Source organism: Nocardia sp. NPDC003269 (assembly GCF_042888005.1).
Taxonomy (GTDB): domain Bacteria; phylum Actinomycetota; class Actinomycetes; order Mycobacteriales; family Mycobacteriaceae; genus Nocardia.
Map to the genome: position 1 here is coordinate 361,929 of NZ_JBIAPA010000002.1, position 20,013 is coordinate 381,941.

The following is a 20,013-nucleotide window of genomic DNA, read 5'->3' on the forward strand; positions in this document are numbered from 1 at the left end:
ACACAAGTGTTCGTGACCGATTGGATCAGACCAGAACAACGTACGGCTCGATCAGAGAATTTCGGGGAGTGAACTGATGAGGGTGACAGAGTACGGAAATCACGCACACATATGGCTCGCCGCCGCGGGCGACGGGCTTTCGGACACTTTCGCGGTGTGTGGCGCGGAAGGCAGGGCCATCTGGTACGGCCCCTATCTCGACGCCGATGTCGATCATCCACGCGGCGACCGGCAGGCCGCGGCCATGGGCGCCGCGGGCCGCGCGATCTGGCTGGCCGGCCGGGCCAAGGAAGACACGGGTGCCGACAAGGCGACCCTGCACCTGTCGGTCAGCGACGACGAGCTCGACGCCGTCACCCTGGCCTGCACGGCATCGATGGCCGGTCTGGCCCTCGAACTCATTGTCACCGAAGACAATCCGGCCCAGGACTGGTGCCATGCCTTCGGCAGGCTCGACTGGAACTCGGGTCCGTTGACCAGCCTGGTCGACCCCGCCGAGCCGCCGTCCGCGCCGGCCCTCCGCTCGATCGCCGGCGGTCTCGAACAGCAGCAGTCCGAACCACAGGAAGGGCCTGTCATGCAGGAGAACACCACGGATCACTGGTCGGAACTGCGCTCGGCGTTGGAGGGACTGCTGCTGCACGACGCGATCGGCATGGACGCCAAGATGCGCCACGCCGTCTCCGCCGTCGTCCACCTCACCGTCGACACGCCGAACGGCCCGCCCGAGGACGCCGAGGAATTCCTCGGCCGCTTCGACGCCTCCTGGCTGGTGGCGTCCTGGCTCGGCCACGACACCGAACTCTCCCTGATCGCGACCCTGGCCGCGGGCGAGATCCCGGCCCTGTCCTGGTGCGAACTCATGTTCACCACCACCCTGGCACCGTGGTCGACCAGCCCGGTCGCGGTGCACGCCCGCCGGGTGTTCACCACGGTGCAGCGCGGGAAGCTGGGCGCGGTCCGGGCGCACGTCAGCTGAGCCGCTGATCAGCGGACGGTGATCCGAACGCCCCGCTCACCCAGGCCGCTCCGGAGGTGCGGCGGGAACAGCCCGCTGGGCAGCATGATCGGCACGCCGCGGTAGCCGACCGTGGCCACCGGCCCACGGATCTCGATGGTGCCGAGGGCGGTGTACGGCAGGCGAACGAGATAGCTCGTGGTGGCCACCAGCACCGCGTCGGAGCCGAATCGGGCGGACAGCGTGGCCCCGGGGACGGCGGCGTGCCGGAACTTGCGCAGCGTCGATTCCGTCGGGTTCCGCGCGAAGTACCACACGAACAGCGCGTACAGGCCACCGGCGACCACCGGCACCGCCGCACCGAGGGCGCCGACATTCCGGCCCGCCACCACGGCAGCGCCGACCACGAGCAGTGCCAGCAGCACGACATTGGCTCTGGCCTTCGCCCGGCGCCACGGTTCACTCAGATGGGCGACAGCCAGGAGCCGCGCGGTGTCGTGATCTGCCGTGACGACGACGTCCGGGCTCGGCACCGCGGGCAGCGCCGGCAGGGCGTCCATGCTCGTCGGGTGTTGCGCGGCTCGCTGCCAGCGCTCGACGAGCGGCGCGGGGAACAGTGGCGCAGGCAGGGCCAGGCGCATCCTGTCGAACCGCAGTACAGCCACCTGCTCGGCGACCGACAGCGACTGGATCCGGTCCCGACCGAACCGGCTGTAGCTGTCGTGATCGGTGAGGGTGATTCCGTCGGCACCGAACCGCACCCGCCAGGTCGTCGCCGGCACGGCGTCACCGATCGCGACTTCGAAATGCCGCAGGTAGAGGCGATAGATCGCGTAGGGGAGGTACAGCGTGCCCGCGACGATCCCGCACACCACCGGCAGGGCCGGAAGCCCGGCCGCCGTAAGGCACACGGTGATCAGCGGCATCCACAGCACCACCGACCACACAGCGGGCTTCACGGCCGCCCGCCGCGCGTTGTACCGCGCCAGATTCCGCGCCGCCCCCGGCGAATTGGTGTACACCGTGTCCGGCCGCACCAGCTCCGGCAGCGGTGGCGCGGGCATCGTGAACGGTCCTGCCGCCGAGGCGGTGTCGGGCTGGTCACCGTCGGGCAAGGCCGGACGGTCGCTGTCCCCCTGGGTCCACATGTCCGGAAGACTAATCAGTCGGTGGGTGTCATGCCGTGCGACGGTGTCGCGGGGGCGGATCCAGCGTGCCGCTGCGGCGGTCCGTCGCCCTCGTCAGGCGCCCGCGCCGACCGCGACTTCGGCGAACGACCCGACCCAGCGGTGCGGTGCGCGCGGCGGGTTCGGCTCGCCGTCGCGGTGCACGCCGACGACCTGCCATCCGGCGGCCACCGCGGCATCGAGTTCGTCCGGATGGTCGGAGAGGAACAGGATCTGCGCGGCCGGGATGCCGATGCGCTCGGCGATGACGTCGTAGGACGCGGCCTCTCGCTTGGGCCCGGCGCTGACCAGGTCGAAGTGGTCGGTGATCAACCCGGACAGGTCGCCCGCCTCGGCGAAGGCGAACCAATCCCGTTGGTTGCGTTCGGAACCCGAGGAGTACACGTATAGGGGGAGCCCGGCCGCGTGCCAGGCCGACAGGGCGGGCACGACATCGGCGAAGAACCGGCCGTGCAGCGCGCCCGCGCGGAACCCCTGGGCGCAGATCGCGCCCTGCGCGGCCTTGAGCGGTTCGGCCTTGATGTCGGAATGCAGCCAGCCGGTGAGGATCTCGGCGATCCGGTCGGTGCCCGCATCGGGTTCGCCCGCCAGTTCACGGGTCGCCGCGATCACCGATTCGGCTGCGCCCGAGGCGTTCTCGGCCAGCCAGTCGGGCAGCCGCTGCTCGGTGTAGCCGTACAGATCGTTGCGCACCGAGTCGGTGGGGCTGGTGGTGCCCTCGATGTCGAGGACGACGGCGCGGGTCACGGGGCGGTGAGCAGTTCGTCCAGCGTCGGGAAGCCCGCGCTGATCTTGTCGCCGGTGAAGTCGCCGATCCAGCCGTCGGCCTCCTCGAAGAAGCGGATCGCGATGAAGTCGGGCCGGGTGCCCATGTCGAACCAGTGCAGGGTGCCCGCGGGAACGGAGAGCAGGTCACCCGCCTCGCAGACCGTCGCCAGCACGGCGTCGCCGAGGTGCAGGTAGAAGCAGCCGCGACCGGCGGCGAAGAAGCGCACCTCGTCCTCGGCGTGGCGGTGCTCGTCGAGGAATTTGGCGCGCGCGCCCGCCGCGGTGGCGGGCCACTCCGGGTTGTCGTCGTCGGGGTGGATGCGGGCGACATCGATGTGCTCGTAGCGGCCCGCGGCGTTGAGTTCGCCGATCTGCGGGGCGTAGTGGGCGAGCAGGGTCTCGGAGTCGGTGCCCGCGGCATCGGCCAGGACGTCCCAGCGCGAGAAGGCGATACCGTGCTTGGCCAGCTCGGCGGCGATCTCGGCGGTGTCGGTGGTGCGCACGCGCACGTCGGCGGCGTTGTCGGCGGCCATCACTTGCAGCAGAGTCATTGTCTATCCGATCTCGAGTGGCGTGGCGTCGGTGCGTCCGGTGCGGGTGATCAACTCGCACAGGGCTTCCAGACATTCGGCGCGATCCCGCGCCTGGGCAAGAGTGTCACCCCAGGTGGTGATGCCGTGCCCGGTGATGAACAGAATCGGTGGCGCGCCGGGGTGGTCGCGCAGGTAGGTCTCGATATCGGCGCCGATGCGGGCGACCTCGGGCCAGTTCGGGAACACCGGGACCGCCACCGTGGCCGGGTCGGCCAGGCCGAAGCCCTTGAGCAGTTCGTATCCGGTGATCCGCAGCGTGTCCACACCGGCACCGGGCCGCGCGGCGGTGGTCGCCAGCGCGGTGGCGAACGGCGAGTGCACGTGCACCACCGCGCCGGCCGGACGGGTGCGATACACCGCGGTGTGAATGCTGGTCTCCGCGGACGGTTTCCGGCTCTGGCCCGGTCGCGGCGTCGTGTCCGCCACGGCGACCAGCACCGTATCCCGTTCGGTCAGTTCGCCTTTGGACAGGCCGCTGGCGGTGATCAGGGCGTCGTCGTCGATCCGCACCGAGATATTGCCCGCGGTGCCCGGCATCCAGCCGCGCTCGTAGAGCTGACGCGCGGTGGCCGCGATCGCCGCGCCCTGCTCGGCGGCGGTGTCAGGCGTGGTGGTCGCGCGGCCCCGCTCGTCGAACCGATCCGAATTCCGGTAGACCACACCGTTTTCGGTGACCACGGCGGTCACCAGATCGGCGGGTGTCACATCGAAGGCGGGATTGAACACCGCGGTGTCCGCGGGTGCCGTTGACACCCCGCCGAACCCGGTGACCTCGGCGGCTGCCCGCTGCTCGACCACGATCTGCGCGCCGGTCGCCATCGCGGTGTCGCGGGTGGACTCCGGCGCGACCACGAGGAACGGGATGCCGTGGTGGCGGGCGGCCAGCGCCAGGGTGAAGGTGCCGATCTTGTTGGCGACGTCGCCGTTGGCGGTGATCCGGTCGGCGCCGACGAGCACGGCGTCGACCTGGCCGGTGGCCATCGCCCAGGCCGCGGCGGAGTCGATGGTCAGCCGGTGCGGGATACCCGCCTCGGCCAGCTCCCACGCGGTGAGCCGGGCGCCCTGGAGCAGCGGCCGGGTCTCGTCGACGATCACGTCCGCGACCGCGCCGCGCTCGTGCAGCACCCGCAGCGCGCCGATCGCGGTACCGACCGCGCTGGTGGCCAGCCTGCCGGTGTTGCAGTGCGTGAGCAGCCGCAGCTGCCCGTCACCGCAGAGCCGCTGCACCAGGTCGGCGGCGTGGGTGGCGGCGGCCAGGTTGACCCGGCCGTCCTCGGCGAGCAGGTCGAGGGTCTCGGCCAGCACGGCATCGGCACCGTCGGCGATCCGGCCGCGCACTCGCTCGACCGCCCAGGCCAGGTTGACCGCGGTCGGCCTGGCCGCCGCGATCCGGTCGGCCTCGGCCTGCACGGCGGCCTCGTCCACCACGCCGTCGGCGGTGTGCGCCCTGGTGGCGATGACCACGCCGAACGCCCCCGCGATCCCGATCGCCGGGGCACCACGAATGGCCAGGGTGGTGATCGCGTCGATGACCTGGTCGACGGTGCCGAGACGCAGTTCCCGCGCCTCGTGCGGCAGTCCGCGCTGGTCGATGGTGAGCAGCGCTCCGTCGTCCCAGGTGAGCGAACTGTCGTCCATCGGCGTCCTTACTTCGGGTCGGTCATCGTGCCTGATAAACGGTATCCGACCTGGTCCGGGCGGAAAGCCCGGGTCCCGGTCGGGCGGCGGCCGGTCACTCGGCGACGAATTCGGCCTCCCGCTCCACGGCATCGATCGTGGCCTGCGGTACCTGGATCGGGCCCGGCGTGTAGGTGATGGCCCGCAGAGCGCCGGTGTACCGGAACGGCCCGCGGCGTTCGCGCAGCTCCCAGTCGACCGGGCCGCGCGCGTCGACCCCCACCGAGATACCGGTCCACGGGGCCATGCCGACCAGTTGCACCTGATCGGCGAGCTCGGCGACCGCGACCCCGTCGACCTCGACGACGAAGTCCCAGCGCAGCCGCGGCCGGATCGTCGCGCGCACCACGATCTCGCGGGCCCCGGCAGGCACCGGCGCCGCCACCGACGCGAAGCGGCCGTAGCTGTTGACGCCGAGCACCACCTCGCCGTTCTCGACGTAGAGCAGATAGCCGCCGAGCGGGTCGCCGTGCGCGACGAGCACGCCTTCGTCGCCCTGCTGGTAGCCCGTGGTGCCCGCAGCGCCTGCGGTGCCCGAGGTACTCGGCGATCCGGGAGCGATGTCACCGGTGGGCAGAGCACCTCCGATCGGGGGCGCCGGTGCTGCGCCGGGCTCCTCGGTTCGGCGGCCGGTCAGGTCGGCCGTGATGGTGAAGTCGCGGTAGGCGATGAGGCGCTGCGAGCGGTAGCGCTCCAGCGTCGGCGTGCCGGGCAGCAACCGGATCGGGGCGGCGAAGCGCGCTTCCTCGGGTCGGCGGCGGAACAGGTCGGCCCGGGTCAGCAAGGGGAAAACGGTATTGGCCCAAGCGGAGTCGTCCCAGGCGGCGGCCAGCTCGGCCGCCTTCTCGGGGAACTGTTCCGAGAGATCGTGCAGCTCCGTCGGATCGGTGCGCACATCGAAGAGCTGCCAGTGCGGGGCGTCCAGATCGGCACCTGCCTCGTACAGCGACAGCAGCTTCCAGCCATCGCGATAGAACCCGCGATGCCCCGTCATCTCCGAGTACTGCTCGGTGTGCCGGGTCGGCGCGGCCGGATCGCGCAGCAGCTCGGCCGCCGAGACGCCGTCGAACTCCTTGGCGGGCAACCCGTTGCGCACCGTCGGCCGCGCCAGCCCGGCCAGCTCGAGCAGCGTCGGGGCCAGATCGGTGACGTACGCGTACTCGTGCCGGATACCGGAATCGGCCTCGGTGCGCGGCAGACCCTTGGGCCACGACACCACCAGCGGCACCCGCACTCCACCGGCGAAGGTCTGGCCCTTGTAGAAGCGGAACGGCGTATTGGACGCCTGACCCCAGCCGCGCGGGTAGTGCACGCCCAGCCGGGCGGTGCCGATCAGGTCCTCGTCGTGCGGGACGTCGCCGATCCAGTCCGGATCGTCGATGTGGGCGAACTCGGCGAAGTACGAGCGGGTGCCCTCCGGTCCACCCTCGGCGGTGCCGCCGTTGTCGGAGGTGAACACGATGATGGTGTTGTCGAGCTCGCCGAGGTCGTCGAGCAGGTCGACGATGCGGCCCAGGCTCTGGTCGATGCTGTCGACCATGCCCGCGTACACCTCCATGTACTTGGCGTAGCGGCGGCGCTCGTCCTCGGACAGCGAATCCCATTCCGCGGCTTCGTAACCGGGCTCGGTATTGCGCGGCTTCTGCTGCGTGCCCGGTGGGAACAGGCCCTGGGCCAGCTGCTCGGCGAAACGCTTGCGGCGCAGTTCGTCCCAGCCCTCGGCGTAGCGGCCGCGATACTTCGCCTGGTCCTCGGCCTTGGCCTGCAGCGGTCCGTGCATGGCCACGTGCGCGAAGTACAGGAAGAACGGTTTGGTGGCGTCGTGAGCGCGCAGGTCCTTGATGTAGGACAGCGCCTTGTCGGTGAGATCGTCGGTGAGGTAGTAGCCCTCGGGATACTCCTCGATATCGACCACCGAACTGTCGGAGACCAGCTGATTCGGGTAGTAGAACGAATTCAGCCCCTCCAGCGAGCCGTAGTAGCGGTCGAATCCCCGCTGCGTCGGCCAGGAATCGCGATGCGCCGACGGATTCATCGTGGCGTCGCGCACCAGATGCCATTTGCCCACGGCGTAGGTCGCGTATCCGTTGCCGCGCAGGATCTCCGGCAGCGTGAGCACGTCGTCGGCCAATTCCAGGCGCAGGCCGGGGTACCCGGGGTCGGCGTTGGCGACGAAGCCGAAACCGGCACGGTGGGAATTGATTCCGGTCAGCAGCGCGGCGCGCGAGGGCGAGCACAGTGGCGTCGTGTGGTAATTCGACAGCCGCACGCCCTGGGCGGCCAGCCGGTCCAGCGTCGGCGTCTCGATTTCCGAACCGAACGGGCCGATATCGCTGTACCCCATGTCGTCGACGAGGACGACGACGATATTGGGCGCGCCGGCGGGCGCGGTCGGGGGAGAGGTCCATTCCGGGGTGGAATCGGCCGAGGTGCGACCGGCCGAGCCGCCGAAGGATTCGTAACCGCGAGCGTGGGGTGGAACAGGCATTCTGCCAGTAAAGGTGACATATTCGCTGGTCACCATGGTTATGTGCATCCTGCGCGGAATCGGTGACCCCTGCGGCGCAACTTGTTAGCGTCACTGCCGTGCCCACGAATCAGCCCTCTTGCTGCTGTTCGTGTCGCGTCCTGCGTGGCTGACGTACGTCTGCTGACGTGCGCGGCCGAACGAGCCGATGTGTCCCCTTCCCCCGGTGCGCCTTTCCGCTGCGCGCTGTTCGGCCCGCGTCCGCGGGCCGACGTGTCTTCGAGGAATCCCACGATGAGCTTTACCCCCGGCGGCCTCGATCGCCGTAACTTCCTGCGCGCCGGCGGCATCGCCGCGGCCGCCATCTTCGGTGGCGCGGCGCTGGCGGCCTGCACCTCGGCCGTCTCGGAGCAGAAGGGCGGCGGTGACGACGCGACGCCGGTGCGCGGCGGCACCCTGAAGGTGGGCATCCGCGAGGACCTGGTGCCCGCGAACCTGCTGACCAACACCGCCGCGACACCGGTCGTCATCGGCCTGGTCTACGAATCGCTGATCCGCTACCCCAACGACAAGCTGGAACCCCAACCGCTGCTGGCGAAGTCGTGGCAGCTCGCCGCCGACGGCCGGTCGATCGCGCTGGACCTGCGCGACGACGTGAAGTTCCACTCGGGCAGGCCGTTCACCGCCAAGGACGTGGAGTTCTCGATCCGCACCTACGCCGACGCCAAGTGGTCGGCCCAGCTGCGCAGCACCGCTACCGCGGTCACCGGCTTCGACATCGTCTCGCCCACCCGCATCGTGCTGCAGCTGGCCCACCCGCTGAGCAATATCTACGACCTGCTCGACACCGTGCCCATCCTGGACAGCGAGACCATCGACAAGCTGGGCACCGGCGACACCTACATCGGCACGGGCCCGTTCAAATACGTCCAGCGCGTGCCGAATTCGCAGCTCGTGTTCGAGAAGAACCCGGACTACTGGGTTCCCGAGCGCCCCTACCTGGACCGCGTCGAGGTCTCGATCATCCAGGACCCGCAGGCGCTGCTGAACGCGCTCAAGTCCGGGCAGATCGCGGTGGCCAGGGAACTCGGCTACCGCGACGCCGAGAATCTCACCAAGTCGGGCGGCTATCGGGTGCTCGACCTCGAGGGCGCGGAACTGCAGTCCTACGTCGGCGTCAACGTGACCGAGCCCGCGCTGGCCGATGTGCGGGTGCGCCAGGCCATCGCCTTCGCGCTCGATCGCGAGCGGATCATCGCCGAGGTCTACCGCGGCGCCGGCTACCCGCTGAATGTGCCGTGGCCCAAGACCTCGCCCGCCTTCGACGAATCACGCAACACCAGGTACAGCCGCGATGTCGCCAAGGCCAAGGAGCTGCTCACCCAGGCCGGCAAGCCGCCGAAGCTGCCGCTCACCTTCGGCCCCGGCTACGAGGAAACGGCCCAGATCGTGCAGGCCAACCTCGCCGAGGTCGGCATCGAGGTGACCCTCGACCCGGTCGACGCCGCCACCTTCGTCAAACAGCTCACCGGCCAGCAGTTCCGTGGCCTGTGGGTCACCGACCACTCGTGGGCGCAGTTCGTGCCGTCGACGCTCACCGTGAGCGCCTACCCCTTCAACGCCCGCCGCAACGCCTCCCGCTACGAGTCGCCCGCCTACACCGCGGCGGCCGACGCGGCCTGGCAGCTGCCGCAGGGCACCGGCCCGGACGCGGTGCGCGCCTTCCACGCGGTCAGCGACCAGCTGCTGGAAGGGCTGTTCCTGATCGAGATCGGCGTCCGTTTCCAGCAGTACTCCACCGCCACCAAGGTGCACGAGTTCGCTTGGACCAAGCGCCGTGAACCGGTGCTCACCGACACCTTCCTGTCATGACCCGCTATCTGCTGCACCGGCTGCCGTCGGCACTGCTCGTGCTGTTCGGCGCCTCGGTGCTGATCTTCCTGCTGCTGCGCCTGGTGCCCGGTGATCCGGCCACCATCCTGGCCGGCAACGACGCGACGCCCCAGTCGATCGCCGCGATCCGGCAGCAGCTGGGCCTGGACCGGTCGATTCCGGTGCAGTACCTGAGCTGGCTCGGTGACCTGGTCACCCTCGACCTCGGGCGGTCCTACCTCATCGGCGGGCAGATCACCGATCTCGTCGGCCGTGGACTCACCAACACCCTGGTGCTGACGGTGACCGCGCTGCTGCTGGCCGTGGTGACCAGCCTGGTGGTCTCGGTCGCGTCGGTGCTGTGGCCGAGCCGGTGGCTGAACACCGTTGTCGCCGCGGCCAATACGGTCGCCGTCGCGCTGCCGACCTTTGTGGTCGGGCCGCTGCTCGTGCTCGTCTTCGCGGTCGCCGTCCCGGTGCTGCCCGCCGGTGGGGTGCCGCCGGACGGCTTCATCGCCCGGCCCGACATCGCCGTGCAGTACCTGCTGCTGCCCGCGATCTGCCTCGCGCTGCCGGTGGCCGCGGCGCTGACCCGGTTCCTCACCGAGTCGTTGCGCACCGAACTCACGAAACCGTATGTACTGACGGCACGTTCGCTCGGTGTCCCGCACCGCGAGATCGTCACCAGGGGCGCGCTGCGCAACGCGCTGCCGACCCTGCTCACCGTGCTCGGCCTGCAGACCGGGCAGCTGCTCGGCGGTGCCGTGCTGGTGGAGGCGGCCTTCGTCTGGCCGGGCATCGGCCAGCTCATCGAACAGGGCATCAGCCGTCGCGACTACCCGCTGGTGCAGGTGCTGTTGCTGCTGTCGGTGGCGGTGTTCGTGGTGATCCAGCTGGTGACCGACATCGCGCACGCCTGGCTGGATCCCCGCATCCGGATCGGCGGCCGGTCATGACCGCGACGATCGAGAAAGCGGCTGCGGCGCAGCAGGAGTCACCGCGTCGGGCCGGGGCACTGGCGGCGCTCGGCACGGGTCAGGGCCTCGCGGGCGTCGTGCTGATCGCGGTGATCGCGCTGGCGGGAGTGTTCGCCGGGGTCCTCAGCCCCTACGACCCGCTCGCCCAGATCCCCGGCGCCAACCTGCTCGGCCCGAGCGGCGCGCACTGGCTCGGCACCGACCATCTCAATCGGGACGTGGCGGCGCGCGTGCTCGCCGGCATCCGGATCGACCTGCTGATCGTGCTGCTCGCGGTGCCGATCGGCGCGGTGATCGGCTCGCTGGCCGGGCTCGCCGCCACCGTGAACCCCTGGGCCGACATCACCGTGCAGCGGGTCTTCGACCTGATCCTGGCGTTCCCGGCGCTGATCCTCGCGATCGCCCTCGCCGCCGTCACCGGACCCGGCTGGCACGCGGTCGTCATCGTCATCATCGCCACCGAGATCCCGATCTTCGGCCGCCAGATCCGCACCGCGGTCCTGGCGGTGCGCGAACAGCCGTTTGTCGAGGCGTCCGAGGTGATCGGCGCCGACACCTGGTGGACCCTGCGTAAGCACGTGCTGCCCAATGTGATCGAGCCGCTGGGCGTGCAGTTCGCGCTGTCGCTGTCGCTGGCGGTGTTCCTCGAGGGCGCGATGAGCTTCATCGGCATCGGAGTGCGGCCGCCGGAGCCCTCGCTCGGTTCCCTCATCGGCGAGTCCATCGCCAACCTCGACGCCAACCCGTGGATGGCGATCGGCCCGCTGACCGTCGTGGCCGGGCTGACGCTCGGCTTCCTGTTGATCGCCCAGGCACTGGGCCGGGCAAGGAGACTGGCATGACCGACGATCTGGTGCTCGACATCGACGGCTTGACCGTCGCTTTCGGCGACCGAACCGTGGTCGACCGGGTGAGCCTGCGCGTCCGGCGGGGCGAAGTGGTCGCCCTCGTCGGCGAATCCGGTTCCGGGAAATCGCTCACCGCCCGGTCGGTGCTCGGCCTGCTGCCCGGCACCGCGCACGCCACGGGCTCCATCCGGCTCGCGGGCACCGAGGTCGTCGACGCGGCCGAGCCCGCGCTGCGCGCACTGCGCGGCACCGGGGCGGCCATGGTGTTCCAGGAGCCGCAGACCGCGCTCAACCCGGTGCAGAAGATCGGCACCCAGATCCGGCAGGCGCTGCGGGCCCACGGCACCACCGACAAGGCCGCCGCCAGGGCCCGCGCGATCGAACTGCTCGCCGCCGTCGACCTCCCGGAGCCGGAGAAGCGGCTGGACTGGTATCCCCACCAGCTCTCCGGCGGGCAGAAACAGCGCGTCGTGATCGCGCTGGCCCTGTCCGGCGACCCGGATCTGCTCATCGCCGACGAGCCGACCACCGCGCTCGACGTCACCGTCCAGGCGGAGATCCTCGACCTGCTGCGGACCCTGCAGCGGGAGCGGGGCACGGCCGTCCTGTTCATCACCCACAACCTCGGGGTGGTCGCCGAGATCGCCGACCGGGTGGTGGTGATGCGGGCCGGGCAGGTGGTCGAAGAGCAGCCGGTGTTCGGGCTGTTCGGTGCGCCGGAAGCGGAGTACACGCGGACTCTGCTGGCGGCGGTGCCCCGGTTGCCCGCGGTGTCCGAGCGCGGGGCGGGGGAGGTCGTCGGTGCGGCGACCGCTGGCTCGGCGCCCGCCTCCGGAGCGGGCGATGACGAAGCTCGGGCGGACGATGCCGCCGGTGCGGTGGCCGCGGCCGAGCCGGATCTCGCCGGTGCCCCGGTGGCGGATGACGGCGCGGACGCGGAGCGTGCCGCTGACGGTGCTACGGCGGGAGCGGCCGTCGACGAGTCCGCCGAGGGTGTGGACCCCGCTGAGGGTTCGGCGGAGGAGGCGACGGACGAAGAGTCCGAGCAGCCGGAACGGGCTCGCCGGATCCTGCGGCGAGTCGTCGTCCGCGGTCCCGCCGTGATCGCGGAGAAGGGCGGTGGCACAGCCGAACCCGACTATCGCGACGTGCTGCGTATCGACGAGCTGTCGGTGACCTACCCGGGACGCCATGGCGCGGCGGACTTCCCGGCGCTCCAGGACATCTCGCTGACGCTGGGGCCACGCGAGGTACTCGGTCTGGTCGGCGAATCCGGCTCGGGCAAGAGCACACTGGGCCGCACCGCGCTCGGACTGGTCCCGGCGACGTCGGGAACCGTGGAGTTGCAGGGTGTGTCGCTGGCCGGGCTGTCGCGGCGGGAACTGCGGGGTCTGCGTAGGAATGTCGCGCTGGTGCACCAGGACGTGAGTGCCTCGCTGGACCCGCGCCGCAGTGTCGCCGACGCAATCGCGGAACCGCTCCAGGTGCATCGCGCCGCCTCGGGTGCGCTGCTGCGCGCCAAGGTCGGCGACCTGCTCGAATCGGTCCGGCTGCCACGGGATTACGCGCAGCGGCGGCCGGGCGAGCTTTCAGGCGGACAGCGTCAGCGGGTCGCGCTGGCGCGTGCCCTGGCCTTGGCGCCTCGGCTACTGGTGGCCGACGAGCCGACCAGCGCGCTGGATGTGTCCGTGCAGGCCCAGGTGCTCGACCTCTTCGCCGACCTGCGTGCCGAATACGGCTTCGCGAGCCTGTTCATCAGCCACGATCTGGCGGTAGTGCACCAGGTCGCCGACCGGGTGGTGGTGCTGCGGCAGGGCCGGATCGTCGAAACCGGCGAGGTCGGCGCCGTATTCGCCGCGCCGGCCCAGGAGTACACCCGCCGCCTGCTCGACGCGGTGCCCGCTCCCGATCCGTCGACGGCGCGCCGGGGCGGGGCCGGATCCGCGGCGAGCGCGCTCCAGCGCATCGGGGCCTGACGTGGACGAGCCGCCGGAAGGGGAACCGGCGGCTCGTCGACACACGTGGATCAGCGATGGTCGGGGCGGCGCGGTTCACGCCGATCGTCCTGACCTGCTCGCGTCATGCCTTGCGAGTTCTCGCCCATCTGCTCCTGCCGCTGTTGCTGCTGCTGCCGCGGCATCTGCTTGGGCATTTTCTTAGGCGTTTTCTTGGACTTGTCAGCCATCTCCACACGGTCCTTTCCGAGGGATAGTGTTTCGCCTAACGCGCCAACGATAACCAGCGGAAATGCACTCCGGTAGAGGTGCGCGAAAAATAATGGTCCGACCTGCCGATTTCCGGCGTGTCGATGATTCGAGACGAATTCTCGAACATTATTTGACCATGCATGAATTGTGGCTGTTCGCCGCCGAAATGTGGGATTTCAGCGCAGGAATTCGCGCAGGTGCCGCACGACATCGGCGGGTGCCTCGAGCTGCGGCCAATGGCCGATCCGGGCGAGTGAGACGATCTGTGGGTCCGGGACGAGCTCGCGGTACCGGGCCGCCATGTGCGCGCCGGAGTTCGGATCCAGCGCGCCGTTGATCATCAGCAGGGGGGTGTCGCCGGTGCGGAGCGGGCGCACCAGCCGGTCCCGCAGCCCGGCGCGTTCCTGGACGAATCGGCCGACCCGGTGGGAGACCGATTTCCCGCGGTTGTGCCGGAGCAACCGCATCAGCGTGTCGAGTTCGTCGGCGGGGATCTTCGTGTCCGGCCCGAACAGGTCGAGCACCGCCGATCTGATCAGCGCGTCCGGCAGCATCGGCCCCACCACGTTCCCCACCGGCGACGACAGAACCCGCTGGATGAGCCGGGAGCGATAGACCTCCGGGAAGAGCCCGCCGTTGAGGAATACGGCGGCGGTGATCGAGGGAGTGGCCGGGGCGTCGAGGCGCCGAGCGAGCATCTCCTGGACGACGGACACACCGAGGTCCTGGGACAGGACGGCGGCCCGTCGCACGCCGAGGTGGCGCAGCAACGCCTCGTGCATGTCCGCGTGGTCGATCAGGCTGTAGCGATGCCGGAGTGGCTTGTCCGAGAAGCCCATTCCCAGCATGTCGGGTGCGACGACATCGAACTCCGCGGTGAGTTCCGGCCAGACCTTCGACCACTCGTAGGAACTGAACGGGTAGCCGTGGACCAGCAGCAGCGTCGGCCCGGTTCCCGCCCGCCGATAGAAGATTCGATGCCCGGAATGGTCGAAGAACCGACCGCCGCGCTGCCATTCCCGAAGTTCCGTGGTGGTCGTGTCCTCGTTCACTGCCTGTCTCCGGTCTCGCGCAGCGGTGCGGGCGCTCGATCATCACACCCACTGGACCACTCGGTCCAGTCGTTATCATGGGCTCATGAAGCAATCTTCGCAACCATCTGCGTCCGCTGGGACCAGTCGGTCCAGTCTCGCTGGAAAACCGACCCGGGACCGGCTGGTCCTGGTGGCGGCGGATCTGCTGCAGTTGCGCGGCTACGCGGGTGTCGGCCTCGCGGAGATCCTCGCGCTGAGCGAGGCGACGAAGAGTTCGATGTACTTCCACTTCCCCGGCGGCAAGGAGGACCTCGCTGCCGCCGCGTTGCGATTGCGCGGTGACGAGATCGCCCGACTCATCGAGCAATTGATCGAGACCGCGCCCGATGCCGCGACGGCGGTGACGGCCTTCGCCGTCGCGCTCGGGTCCCGGCTGGAGGACTCCGAGTTCCAGCGCGGATGCGCGCTGGCGACCGCGCTCCTCGACGCCGGGCCCGACGCGGAGAAGGTCCAGGACGCAGCGCTTTCGGGATACGACCGGTGGGTGTCATTGCTGGCCGACAAGATTCGCGCGGAGGGCGTCGTCGACGATCCCGACACCGAAGCGCTGCTGGTCGTCTCGGCGCTGGAAGGCGCCCTCATCCTCGGGCGCGCGCGCCGCAGCGTCGGCCCCGTCCTCGCGGTCTCGCGTCGGATCACCGGTTCCTGGACGCGATCTCGGTGAGCCCGGTCAGTGGGGGAGCGGAAGGAACTCCACGATGGTGCCGTCGGTGGCGTCGGGCGGGACGATGACGAGGCCGTCGCGATCGATCAGGCCCGCCAGATGGGCGGTGCGGACGGAGGTGTCGGCGGTCCAGCCGCCCTCGGGCACGTAGCGGGCGGGAGTGATGCGCTGCACGGGGCCCGCGGTCTCGGTGGCGTTGTGCAGGGGGCCGTAGACGGGGCGCGGCGGGGGTGCGGCGGTGCGGGCGGCGACGATGGCGGGGGTCAGGGCCAGCAGGACGGCGATCGCGGCGAACGGGTTACCAGGAAGGCCGAGAACGGTGGGGCCCGCGGGGAGTTCGGCGACGACGGTGGAGCCGCCGGGGCGCATGGCCAGTCGCGGGACGACGACGCGGGCCTCGGTGCGGGCGATGGCGGAGCGGAGCTGGTCCGCGGCGCCGCCGCCGGTGGCGCCGACCACCACGAGGAGATCGAAACCCGCGGTGGCGGTGAGCATGTCGTCGAAGCCGTGGTCGGTGTCGCGTAGATGCACCCGGTCGATCACGGTGACGCCCAGACCGGCGAGCAGATCGGGCAGAACGGGGCCGATCGAGTCGCGGGTCTGCCCGGCTTGCAGCGGGCCGGTGCTGCGGATCTCGTCACCGGTCATGACGATCCGGGCCCGGACCGGGCCGCGGACCAGCCCGGCGGTGACCTCCACCGAGGCGGCCGCCGAGCGCAGCGCCGCGGTGACACGGGTGCCCGCGGGGGCGAGCAGGTCACCGACCATCTGGTCCTCGCCGCGGGCGCGGACATCGCCGCGGATCGGGGTGCCGGGGCGGCGGGTGAGTGCGTCGCCGGTGACGTCGGCGAACTCGTCGCGCAGCACGGAGGTGGTGCCGTCGGGGACGTGCGCGCCGGTGGCGATGCGGACCGCTTCGCCGGGCAGCAGGCCGACCGGGCGGGCACCACCCGCGAAGCCGATGTCGCGGCGGAGCTGCCAGGGGCCGTCGCCGCACACGGCGTAACCGTCCATCGCGGAGACGTCGAAGCGGGGCAGCGCGCCCGCGGCGATGATCGGGGCGGCGAGGGCGGCGCCGCTCACCTCGCCCAGCTCGGCCTCGTAGGCGACCAGCGGGGTCAGCTCGGCGGCGATGCGGGCCCTGGCCGCGGTGAGGTCGAGGCGGGTCGTGGCGCGGTCGGCGATCGTCGCGCGGGCCCGGCGGACCTCCTCCTCGGTGTCGCAGTCGCCGGTGCCGGGCAGTTCGATCAGGGTGGTCTCGGTGGGGACGATCGCCTTCATCGGCTGATTCAACAGCGCGTCCAGCCCGGCCAGGGCCGCGGCGAGGGCGGTGCGCCGCCAGACGCCGACCAGATACTGGGGGCGGCCCGACGCATCGATCGCGAAGACCGCGTCGGTGGTCGATTCGGTTGCGCGGCGCAGTAATTCGTCGACGGTGGCGGGCGTGAGGAACGGCATGTCCGCGGCGAGGACGACGATCCACGGCGCCGGGTCAGGGCCGAGCGCGCTCAGTCCGGTGCCGATCGCCGCCACCGGACCCGAACCGGGCGGCACTTCCCTGACCTGCTGGATCCGCGGATCCAGCTCCGGTCGATGCGGACCGACCACCACGATCTCGCCGCGCGCGCCCACCGCGGCCAGCGCGGCGTCGAGCATCGATCGACCGCCGATCACGATCGCCGGTTTGTCGACCCCGCCCATCCGGCTCGCGCGCCCACCCGCGAGCACGATCGCATCGGCGGCGGTCATCGGCGGATCCGGCGTAGGGTAATCGGCACGAAAGTCATGCTAGCGGGGTGTGACGTCGATGCTCGAGCGCCCGGACGTGGCGTCGCGGTTCGGCAAGGGGGTGGGGATGTCCGGTGCAGGTGGGCCGGGTCAGCCGACGATGCTCGGTGATGTGGTCCGGGGATTCCTGTTCGTGGTCGCCACGCTCGGCGGACTGTTCGGCGCGCTCGGCGTGGTGGTCGGGCTCGTCGAGCGCGATATGGAGATCCTGGTCGTCTACCTGGTGTGGTCGGTGGTGTTCGCGATCCTCGGCGCGCTGGTGTTCTGGTGGATCAAGTCCTCGCGGTCGCCCGGGAAGCGTGGTGTCGGTGCGGGTCGGCAGTTCTCGGCGTTCTCGCCGGGGCGCGGGGAACCGGGGCCGGCGCAGACGCCGGGCGCGGGATACGAGCAGCCCGGCGGCGTGCAGGTGCTCGGGCTCCACCAGTCCGGCGGAGCGCAGGCGGGGATCCACCAGCCCGGAATGGCACAGCTGGCAGGGCATCCGCAATCCGGCGGGGCGCATCCGCTCGCGCATCCGCAGTCCGGCATGGCTCAGCCGCCGGGGCACCAGCAGCCACTGGGGCCTCCTCAGTCGGGTGAGGCGCGCCCGTTCGCGCAGGACCTGCCCAACGCGGCGCAGCTACCGGGGCACCAGCAGCCCGGTGGGGTGCGGCCACTCGGACATCGCCAGTCCGGTGTGGCTCAGCTGCCAGGGCATTCGCAGTCGGGTGGGGCGCATCCGCTCGCGCAGGAACAGTCCGGCGGGGCGCAGCTGCCGGAGCAGCGGCGGTCAGTGGGTGGGTGGAATCCTGGGCATCAGCAGCGTGGTGGGGCTCCGGTCGCGGGGAATCGCCAGACCCCGGGACAGCCGCCCGGTCAGCTGGGAGGGCCGCGACCTCAGGCAGCGTCGAATGGCCCGGCGTCGCGCCCCGTCGACTCGGACACCCCGGGACAGCTGCCCGGTCAGCCGGGAGGGCCGCGACCTCAGGCAGCGTCGAATGGTCCTGCCGTACGTCCCGTCGACTCGGACACCCCGAAACTTCCTGTAGATGATCGGTATTCGGCTCCGACGCGGACATCGAGTCCGATGCGAAGCTCCGAACCTCCCATCGATGAACGACACTCGGCTCCGACGCGGGCGTCGGGGTCGGTGCCAAGCTCCGAACCTCCTGTTGATGAACGGCATTCGGCTCCGACCCGGACCTCGGGACCGGTGCGGAGCTCCGATATCGGTGGGCCGTTGACACCACCGCCGGTGCGACCGGGTTCGCGTCCGCCGCTGCACTCGCCCTCGGCGGATACCCACGCTGACGGACCGATACGCCGATCGTCGCCCATCACGCCACCATCGAGACCCGTGGCACCTTCGGATCCGACTGTCCAGCAGTCGTTTCCGGATGAGCACTGAGCTGCCCGAAGGCTGAGCGGAGCGCTAGAACTCCACGGCTCGCACCCCCGGTCGGGCCGTCGATATCCGCCGTCCATGAGCTCGACCGGGCGGATTGGTGTGCGCGGCGTCCTGGTCGACACCAGTCCGGCATAGCAGGCGAGTGAGGGTCACCCCGACCGCGGGCGGTAGCAGTGCCGGCGCTCGCACGTCGGCGAGCTCACCCTCGGTCTGGTGCCGATCGAGCACGCTGTCAGGTGCTCGAGGACCGGCGTGTACAGCGTCCTGGTCGATACCGGCGATGGGCTGCGCGACTGCTGGCGGTAGCTGGCCTGCGCTCGCGCCTCGGTGAGTTCGCGCCCTCGGTCCGGTGCCGATCGAGCTTGCTGTCGTAAGCCGGGACCGGTGGGTGCGTCGGCTCAGAGCCGGGCGGTGCGCAGGTCGACGCGGCCGTCGGTGATCGGCACCCCTTCTTCGGCGAGCAAGCGCAACTGGCGGGCGGCGAGGTGGGCGGCGGGGCGGCCGGACGCGCCGATCACCCGGTGCCACGGGAGGTCGGCGGAATCGGTGCGCATGATCCAGCCGACGGTCCGCGCCGAGGACAGGCCGGCGCCCTGGGCGATGTCGCCGTAGGTCGACACCCGGCCGGGCGGGATCGCGGCGACCAGCGCGCGGACCCGTTCGACCTGCTCCTCCGTCGTGGCCGCCATCGCCGCTACAGCGCCGCGGCGATCAGGGCGGCCGCGTCGGCGGGACGGGCCTGGGCGACCATGTGGTCGCAGTCCCACACCTCGACGGTGAGCCGGTCGCCGAGGTGGGCGGACAGCGCGGTCAGGAACTCGGCGGTGACGTACGGCGGCTGCACCTTGGCCGCCCGCACCAGCACGGTCGGCAGGTCGGCGGGCGGCAGCACGAACGGGCGCGCCAGCTGACCCCAGTACGAGGTGATCGCCGGCTGGAAGATCCGCCAGCCCACCCGGCCGCCCTCGGTGGGCACCAGGTGCTCGGCCAGCTCGCGTTCGAGCAGCGCCGGGTCGACCTCGTCGGGGCTCCACGCGCTGTGCTGCTTGTCGGACCTGGCCTCGGCGAGGTCGGTGTAGTCGGGGGAGGCCAGGTTGGCGAGGGCGACCTGTTCGATCAGCTTCGGGTCGATGCCGATCGCGGGGTCGAGCAGGATCAGCGACCGCACCAGCTCGGGGTGACGCCGGGCCAGATGGATGCCGCACGCGCCACCGAAGGAGTGGCCGACGACGACCACCGGCCCGTCGGTCTCGGCGCGGACCAGCGCGGCCAGATCGTCGACGATCGTCTCGAAGTACCACGGCGGCAGCGAGGTCGATCGGCCGTGTCCGCGCAGGTCGGGGGCGATGACCCGGGCCTGGGGCAGATGCTCGGTGGCCAGGGTTTCCCAGCGGTTGCCGTGACCGGTGAGGCCGTGCAGGGCGAGGACGACGGGGCCGTCGGCGGGACCGAAGCGGTGCACATGAAGCGGGGACACGACAGTCATTCTGGCCGGTCGCGCACGGTCGCGCAGCGTGTCCCCCCGG

17 protein-coding genes are annotated in these 20,013 nt (G+C 70.8%); 6 read left to right on the top strand and 11 right to left on the bottom strand.

Annotated features, from left to right (window positions below):
* The first annotated feature begins 154 nt into the window (after nt 1-154).
* Nucleotides 155-979, top strand: coding sequence for a hypothetical protein (locus ACFYWJ_RS12390; protein WP_355280724.1), 825 nt, complete (start codon nt 155-157; stop codon nt 977-979).
* Nucleotides 980-987: 8 nt separating this feature from the next.
* Here ACFYWJ_RS12390 and ACFYWJ_RS12395 read toward each other — a convergent pair whose 3' ends face one another.
* The 5 genes from ACFYWJ_RS12395 to ACFYWJ_RS12415 form a co-directional block, all read right to left on the bottom strand.
* Nucleotides 988-2,106 (bottom strand): hypothetical protein, encoded by a 1,119-nt coding sequence (locus ACFYWJ_RS12395; RefSeq protein ID WP_355280726.1) that lies wholly within the window; start codon nt 2,104-2,106, stop codon nt 988-990.
* A 93-nt stretch (nt 2,107-2,199) separates the two neighbouring features.
* Nucleotides 2,200-2,892 (bottom strand): acireductone synthase, encoded by a 693-nt coding sequence (gene mtnC, locus ACFYWJ_RS12400; RefSeq protein ID WP_355280727.1) that lies wholly within the window; start codon nt 2,890-2,892, stop codon nt 2,200-2,202.
* Nucleotides 2,889-3,464, bottom strand: coding sequence for a cupin (locus ACFYWJ_RS12405; protein ID WP_355280728.1), 576 nt, complete (start codon nt 3,462-3,464; stop codon nt 2,889-2,891). Before ACFYWJ_RS12405 ends, mtnC begins: the two co-directional genes overlap by 4 nt.
* Nucleotides 3,465-3,467: 3 nt before the next feature.
* On the bottom strand, nt 3,468-5,144 hold the full coding sequence (gene mtnA / locus ACFYWJ_RS12410) for an S-methyl-5-thioribose-1-phosphate isomerase (RefSeq protein WP_355280730.1): 1,677 nt from the start codon (nt 5,142-5,144) through the stop codon (nt 3,468-3,470).
* A gap of 94 nt (nt 5,145-5,238) precedes the next feature.
* Nucleotides 5,239-7,671: an arylsulfatase gene (locus ACFYWJ_RS12415; RefSeq protein WP_355280732.1), complete on the bottom strand. Its 2,433-nt coding sequence runs from the start codon at nt 7,669-7,671 to the stop codon at nt 5,239-5,241.
* Between the two features lie 273 nt (nt 7,672-7,944).
* Here ACFYWJ_RS12415 and ACFYWJ_RS12420 point away from each other — a divergent pair, with 273 nt between their 5' ends.
* From ACFYWJ_RS12420 to ACFYWJ_RS12435, 4 genes are read left to right on the top strand one after another with little or no spacing between them, the layout of a single operon-like run.
* Nucleotides 7,945-9,522, top strand: coding sequence for an ABC transporter substrate-binding protein (locus ACFYWJ_RS12420; RefSeq protein ID WP_355280734.1), 1,578 nt, complete (start codon nt 7,945-7,947; stop codon nt 9,520-9,522).
* Nucleotides 9,519-10,478 carry an ABC transporter permease gene (locus ACFYWJ_RS12425; protein ID WP_355280736.1) on the top strand — a complete coding sequence of 320 codons (960 nt, stop codon included), beginning with the start codon at nt 9,519-9,521 and terminating at the stop codon, nt 10,476-10,478. Before ACFYWJ_RS12420 ends, ACFYWJ_RS12425 begins: the two co-directional genes overlap by 4 nt.
* Nucleotides 10,475-11,341 (top strand): ABC transporter permease, encoded by an 867-nt coding sequence (locus ACFYWJ_RS12430; protein ID WP_355280738.1) that lies wholly within the window; start codon nt 10,475-10,477, stop codon nt 11,339-11,341. The genes ACFYWJ_RS12425 and ACFYWJ_RS12430 overlap by 4 nt, the downstream gene beginning before the upstream one ends.
* Nucleotides 11,338-13,323, top strand: a complete 1,986-nt coding sequence (locus tag ACFYWJ_RS12435) for an ABC transporter ATP-binding protein (protein ID WP_355280739.1) — start codon at nt 11,338-11,340, stop codon at nt 13,321-13,323. Before ACFYWJ_RS12430 ends, ACFYWJ_RS12435 begins: the two co-directional genes overlap by 4 nt.
* Nucleotides 13,324-13,373: 50 nt before the next feature.
* Here the strand turns inward: ACFYWJ_RS12435 and ACFYWJ_RS12440 are convergent, their stop codons facing one another.
* Nucleotides 13,374-13,532 (bottom strand): hypothetical protein, encoded by a 159-nt coding sequence (locus tag ACFYWJ_RS12440; protein WP_218717989.1) that lies wholly within the window; start codon nt 13,530-13,532, stop codon nt 13,374-13,376.
* Nucleotides 13,533-13,730: 198 nt separating this feature from the next.
* Nucleotides 13,731-14,606 (bottom strand): alpha/beta hydrolase, encoded by an 876-nt coding sequence (locus tag ACFYWJ_RS12445; protein WP_355280741.1) that lies wholly within the window; start codon nt 14,604-14,606, stop codon nt 13,731-13,733.
* A 172-nt stretch (nt 14,607-14,778) separates the two neighbouring features.
* Here ACFYWJ_RS12445 and ACFYWJ_RS12450 point away from each other — a divergent pair, with 172 nt between their 5' ends.
* On the top strand, nt 14,779-15,312 hold the full coding sequence (locus ACFYWJ_RS12450) for a TetR/AcrR family transcriptional regulator (protein ID WP_355280743.1): 534 nt from the start codon (nt 14,779-14,781) through the stop codon (nt 15,310-15,312).
* 6 nt (nt 15,313-15,318) lie between these two features.
* Here ACFYWJ_RS12450 and ACFYWJ_RS12455 read toward each other — a convergent pair whose 3' ends face one another.
* The 4 genes from ACFYWJ_RS12455 to ACFYWJ_RS12470 form a co-directional block, all read right to left on the bottom strand.
* A complete protein-coding gene (locus ACFYWJ_RS12455) occupies nt 15,319-17,061 on the bottom strand; it encodes an NTP transferase domain-containing protein (RefSeq protein WP_355280744.1) in 1,743 nt (580 codons plus the stop codon).
* Between the two features lie 34 nt (nt 17,062-17,095).
* Nucleotides 17,096-17,647, bottom strand: a complete 552-nt coding sequence (locus ACFYWJ_RS12460; RefSeq protein WP_355280745.1) for a hypothetical protein — start codon at nt 17,645-17,647, stop codon at nt 17,096-17,098.
* A gap of 1,238 nt (nt 17,648-18,885) precedes the next feature.
* Nucleotides 18,886-19,176, bottom strand: coding sequence for an MGMT family protein (locus tag ACFYWJ_RS12465; protein ID WP_355280747.1), 291 nt, complete (start codon nt 19,174-19,176; stop codon nt 18,886-18,888).
* A 5-nt stretch (nt 19,177-19,181) separates the two neighbouring features.
* Nucleotides 19,182-19,973, bottom strand: a complete 792-nt coding sequence (locus tag ACFYWJ_RS12470; RefSeq protein WP_355280748.1) for an alpha/beta hydrolase — start codon at nt 19,971-19,973, stop codon at nt 19,182-19,184.
* Nucleotides 19,974-20,013: the final 40 nt, after the last annotated feature.

What these genes read in the sequence shown, in the direction of transcription:
- ACFYWJ_RS12395 (WP_355280726.1), bottom strand. Translation starts at nt 2,106, where the DNA reads ATGTGGACCCAGGGGGACAGCGACCGTCCGGCCTTGCCCGACGGTGAC.
- ACFYWJ_RS12405 (WP_355280728.1), bottom strand. Translation starts at nt 3,464, where the DNA reads ATGACTCTGCTGCAAGTGATGGCCGCCGACAACGCCGCCGACGTGCGC.
- mtnA (WP_355280730.1), bottom strand. Translation starts at nt 5,144, where the DNA reads ATGGACGACAGTTCGCTCACCTGGGACGACGGAGCGCTGCTCACCATC.
- ACFYWJ_RS12415 (WP_355280732.1), bottom strand. Translation starts at nt 7,671, where the DNA reads ATGCCTGTTCCACCCCACGCTCGCGGTTACGAATCCTTCGGCGGCTCG.
- ACFYWJ_RS12420 (WP_355280734.1), top strand. Translation starts at nt 7,945, where the DNA reads ATGAGCTTTACCCCCGGCGGCCTCGATCGCCGTAACTTCCTGCGCGCC.
- ACFYWJ_RS12425 (WP_355280736.1), top strand. Translation starts at nt 9,519, where the DNA reads ATGACCCGCTATCTGCTGCACCGGCTGCCGTCGGCACTGCTCGTGCTG.
- ACFYWJ_RS12430 (WP_355280738.1), top strand. Translation starts at nt 10,475, where the DNA reads ATGACCGCGACGATCGAGAAAGCGGCTGCGGCGCAGCAGGAGTCACCG.
- ACFYWJ_RS12435 (WP_355280739.1), top strand. Translation starts at nt 11,338, where the DNA reads ATGACCGACGATCTGGTGCTCGACATCGACGGCTTGACCGTCGCTTTC.
- ACFYWJ_RS12440 (WP_218717989.1), bottom strand. Translation starts at nt 13,532, where the DNA reads ATGGCTGACAAGTCCAAGAAAACGCCTAAGAAAATGCCCAAGCAGATG.
- ACFYWJ_RS12455 (WP_355280744.1), bottom strand. Translation starts at nt 17,061, where the DNA reads ATGACCGCCGCCGATGCGATCGTGCTCGCGGGTGGGCGCGCGAGCCGG.
- ACFYWJ_RS12465 (WP_355280747.1), bottom strand. Translation starts at nt 19,176, where the DNA reads ATGGCGGCCACGACGGAGGAGCAGGTCGAACGGGTCCGCGCGCTGGTC.
- ACFYWJ_RS12470 (WP_355280748.1), bottom strand. Translation starts at nt 19,973, where the DNA reads ATGACTGTCGTGTCCCCGCTTCATGTGCACCGCTTCGGTCCCGCCGAC.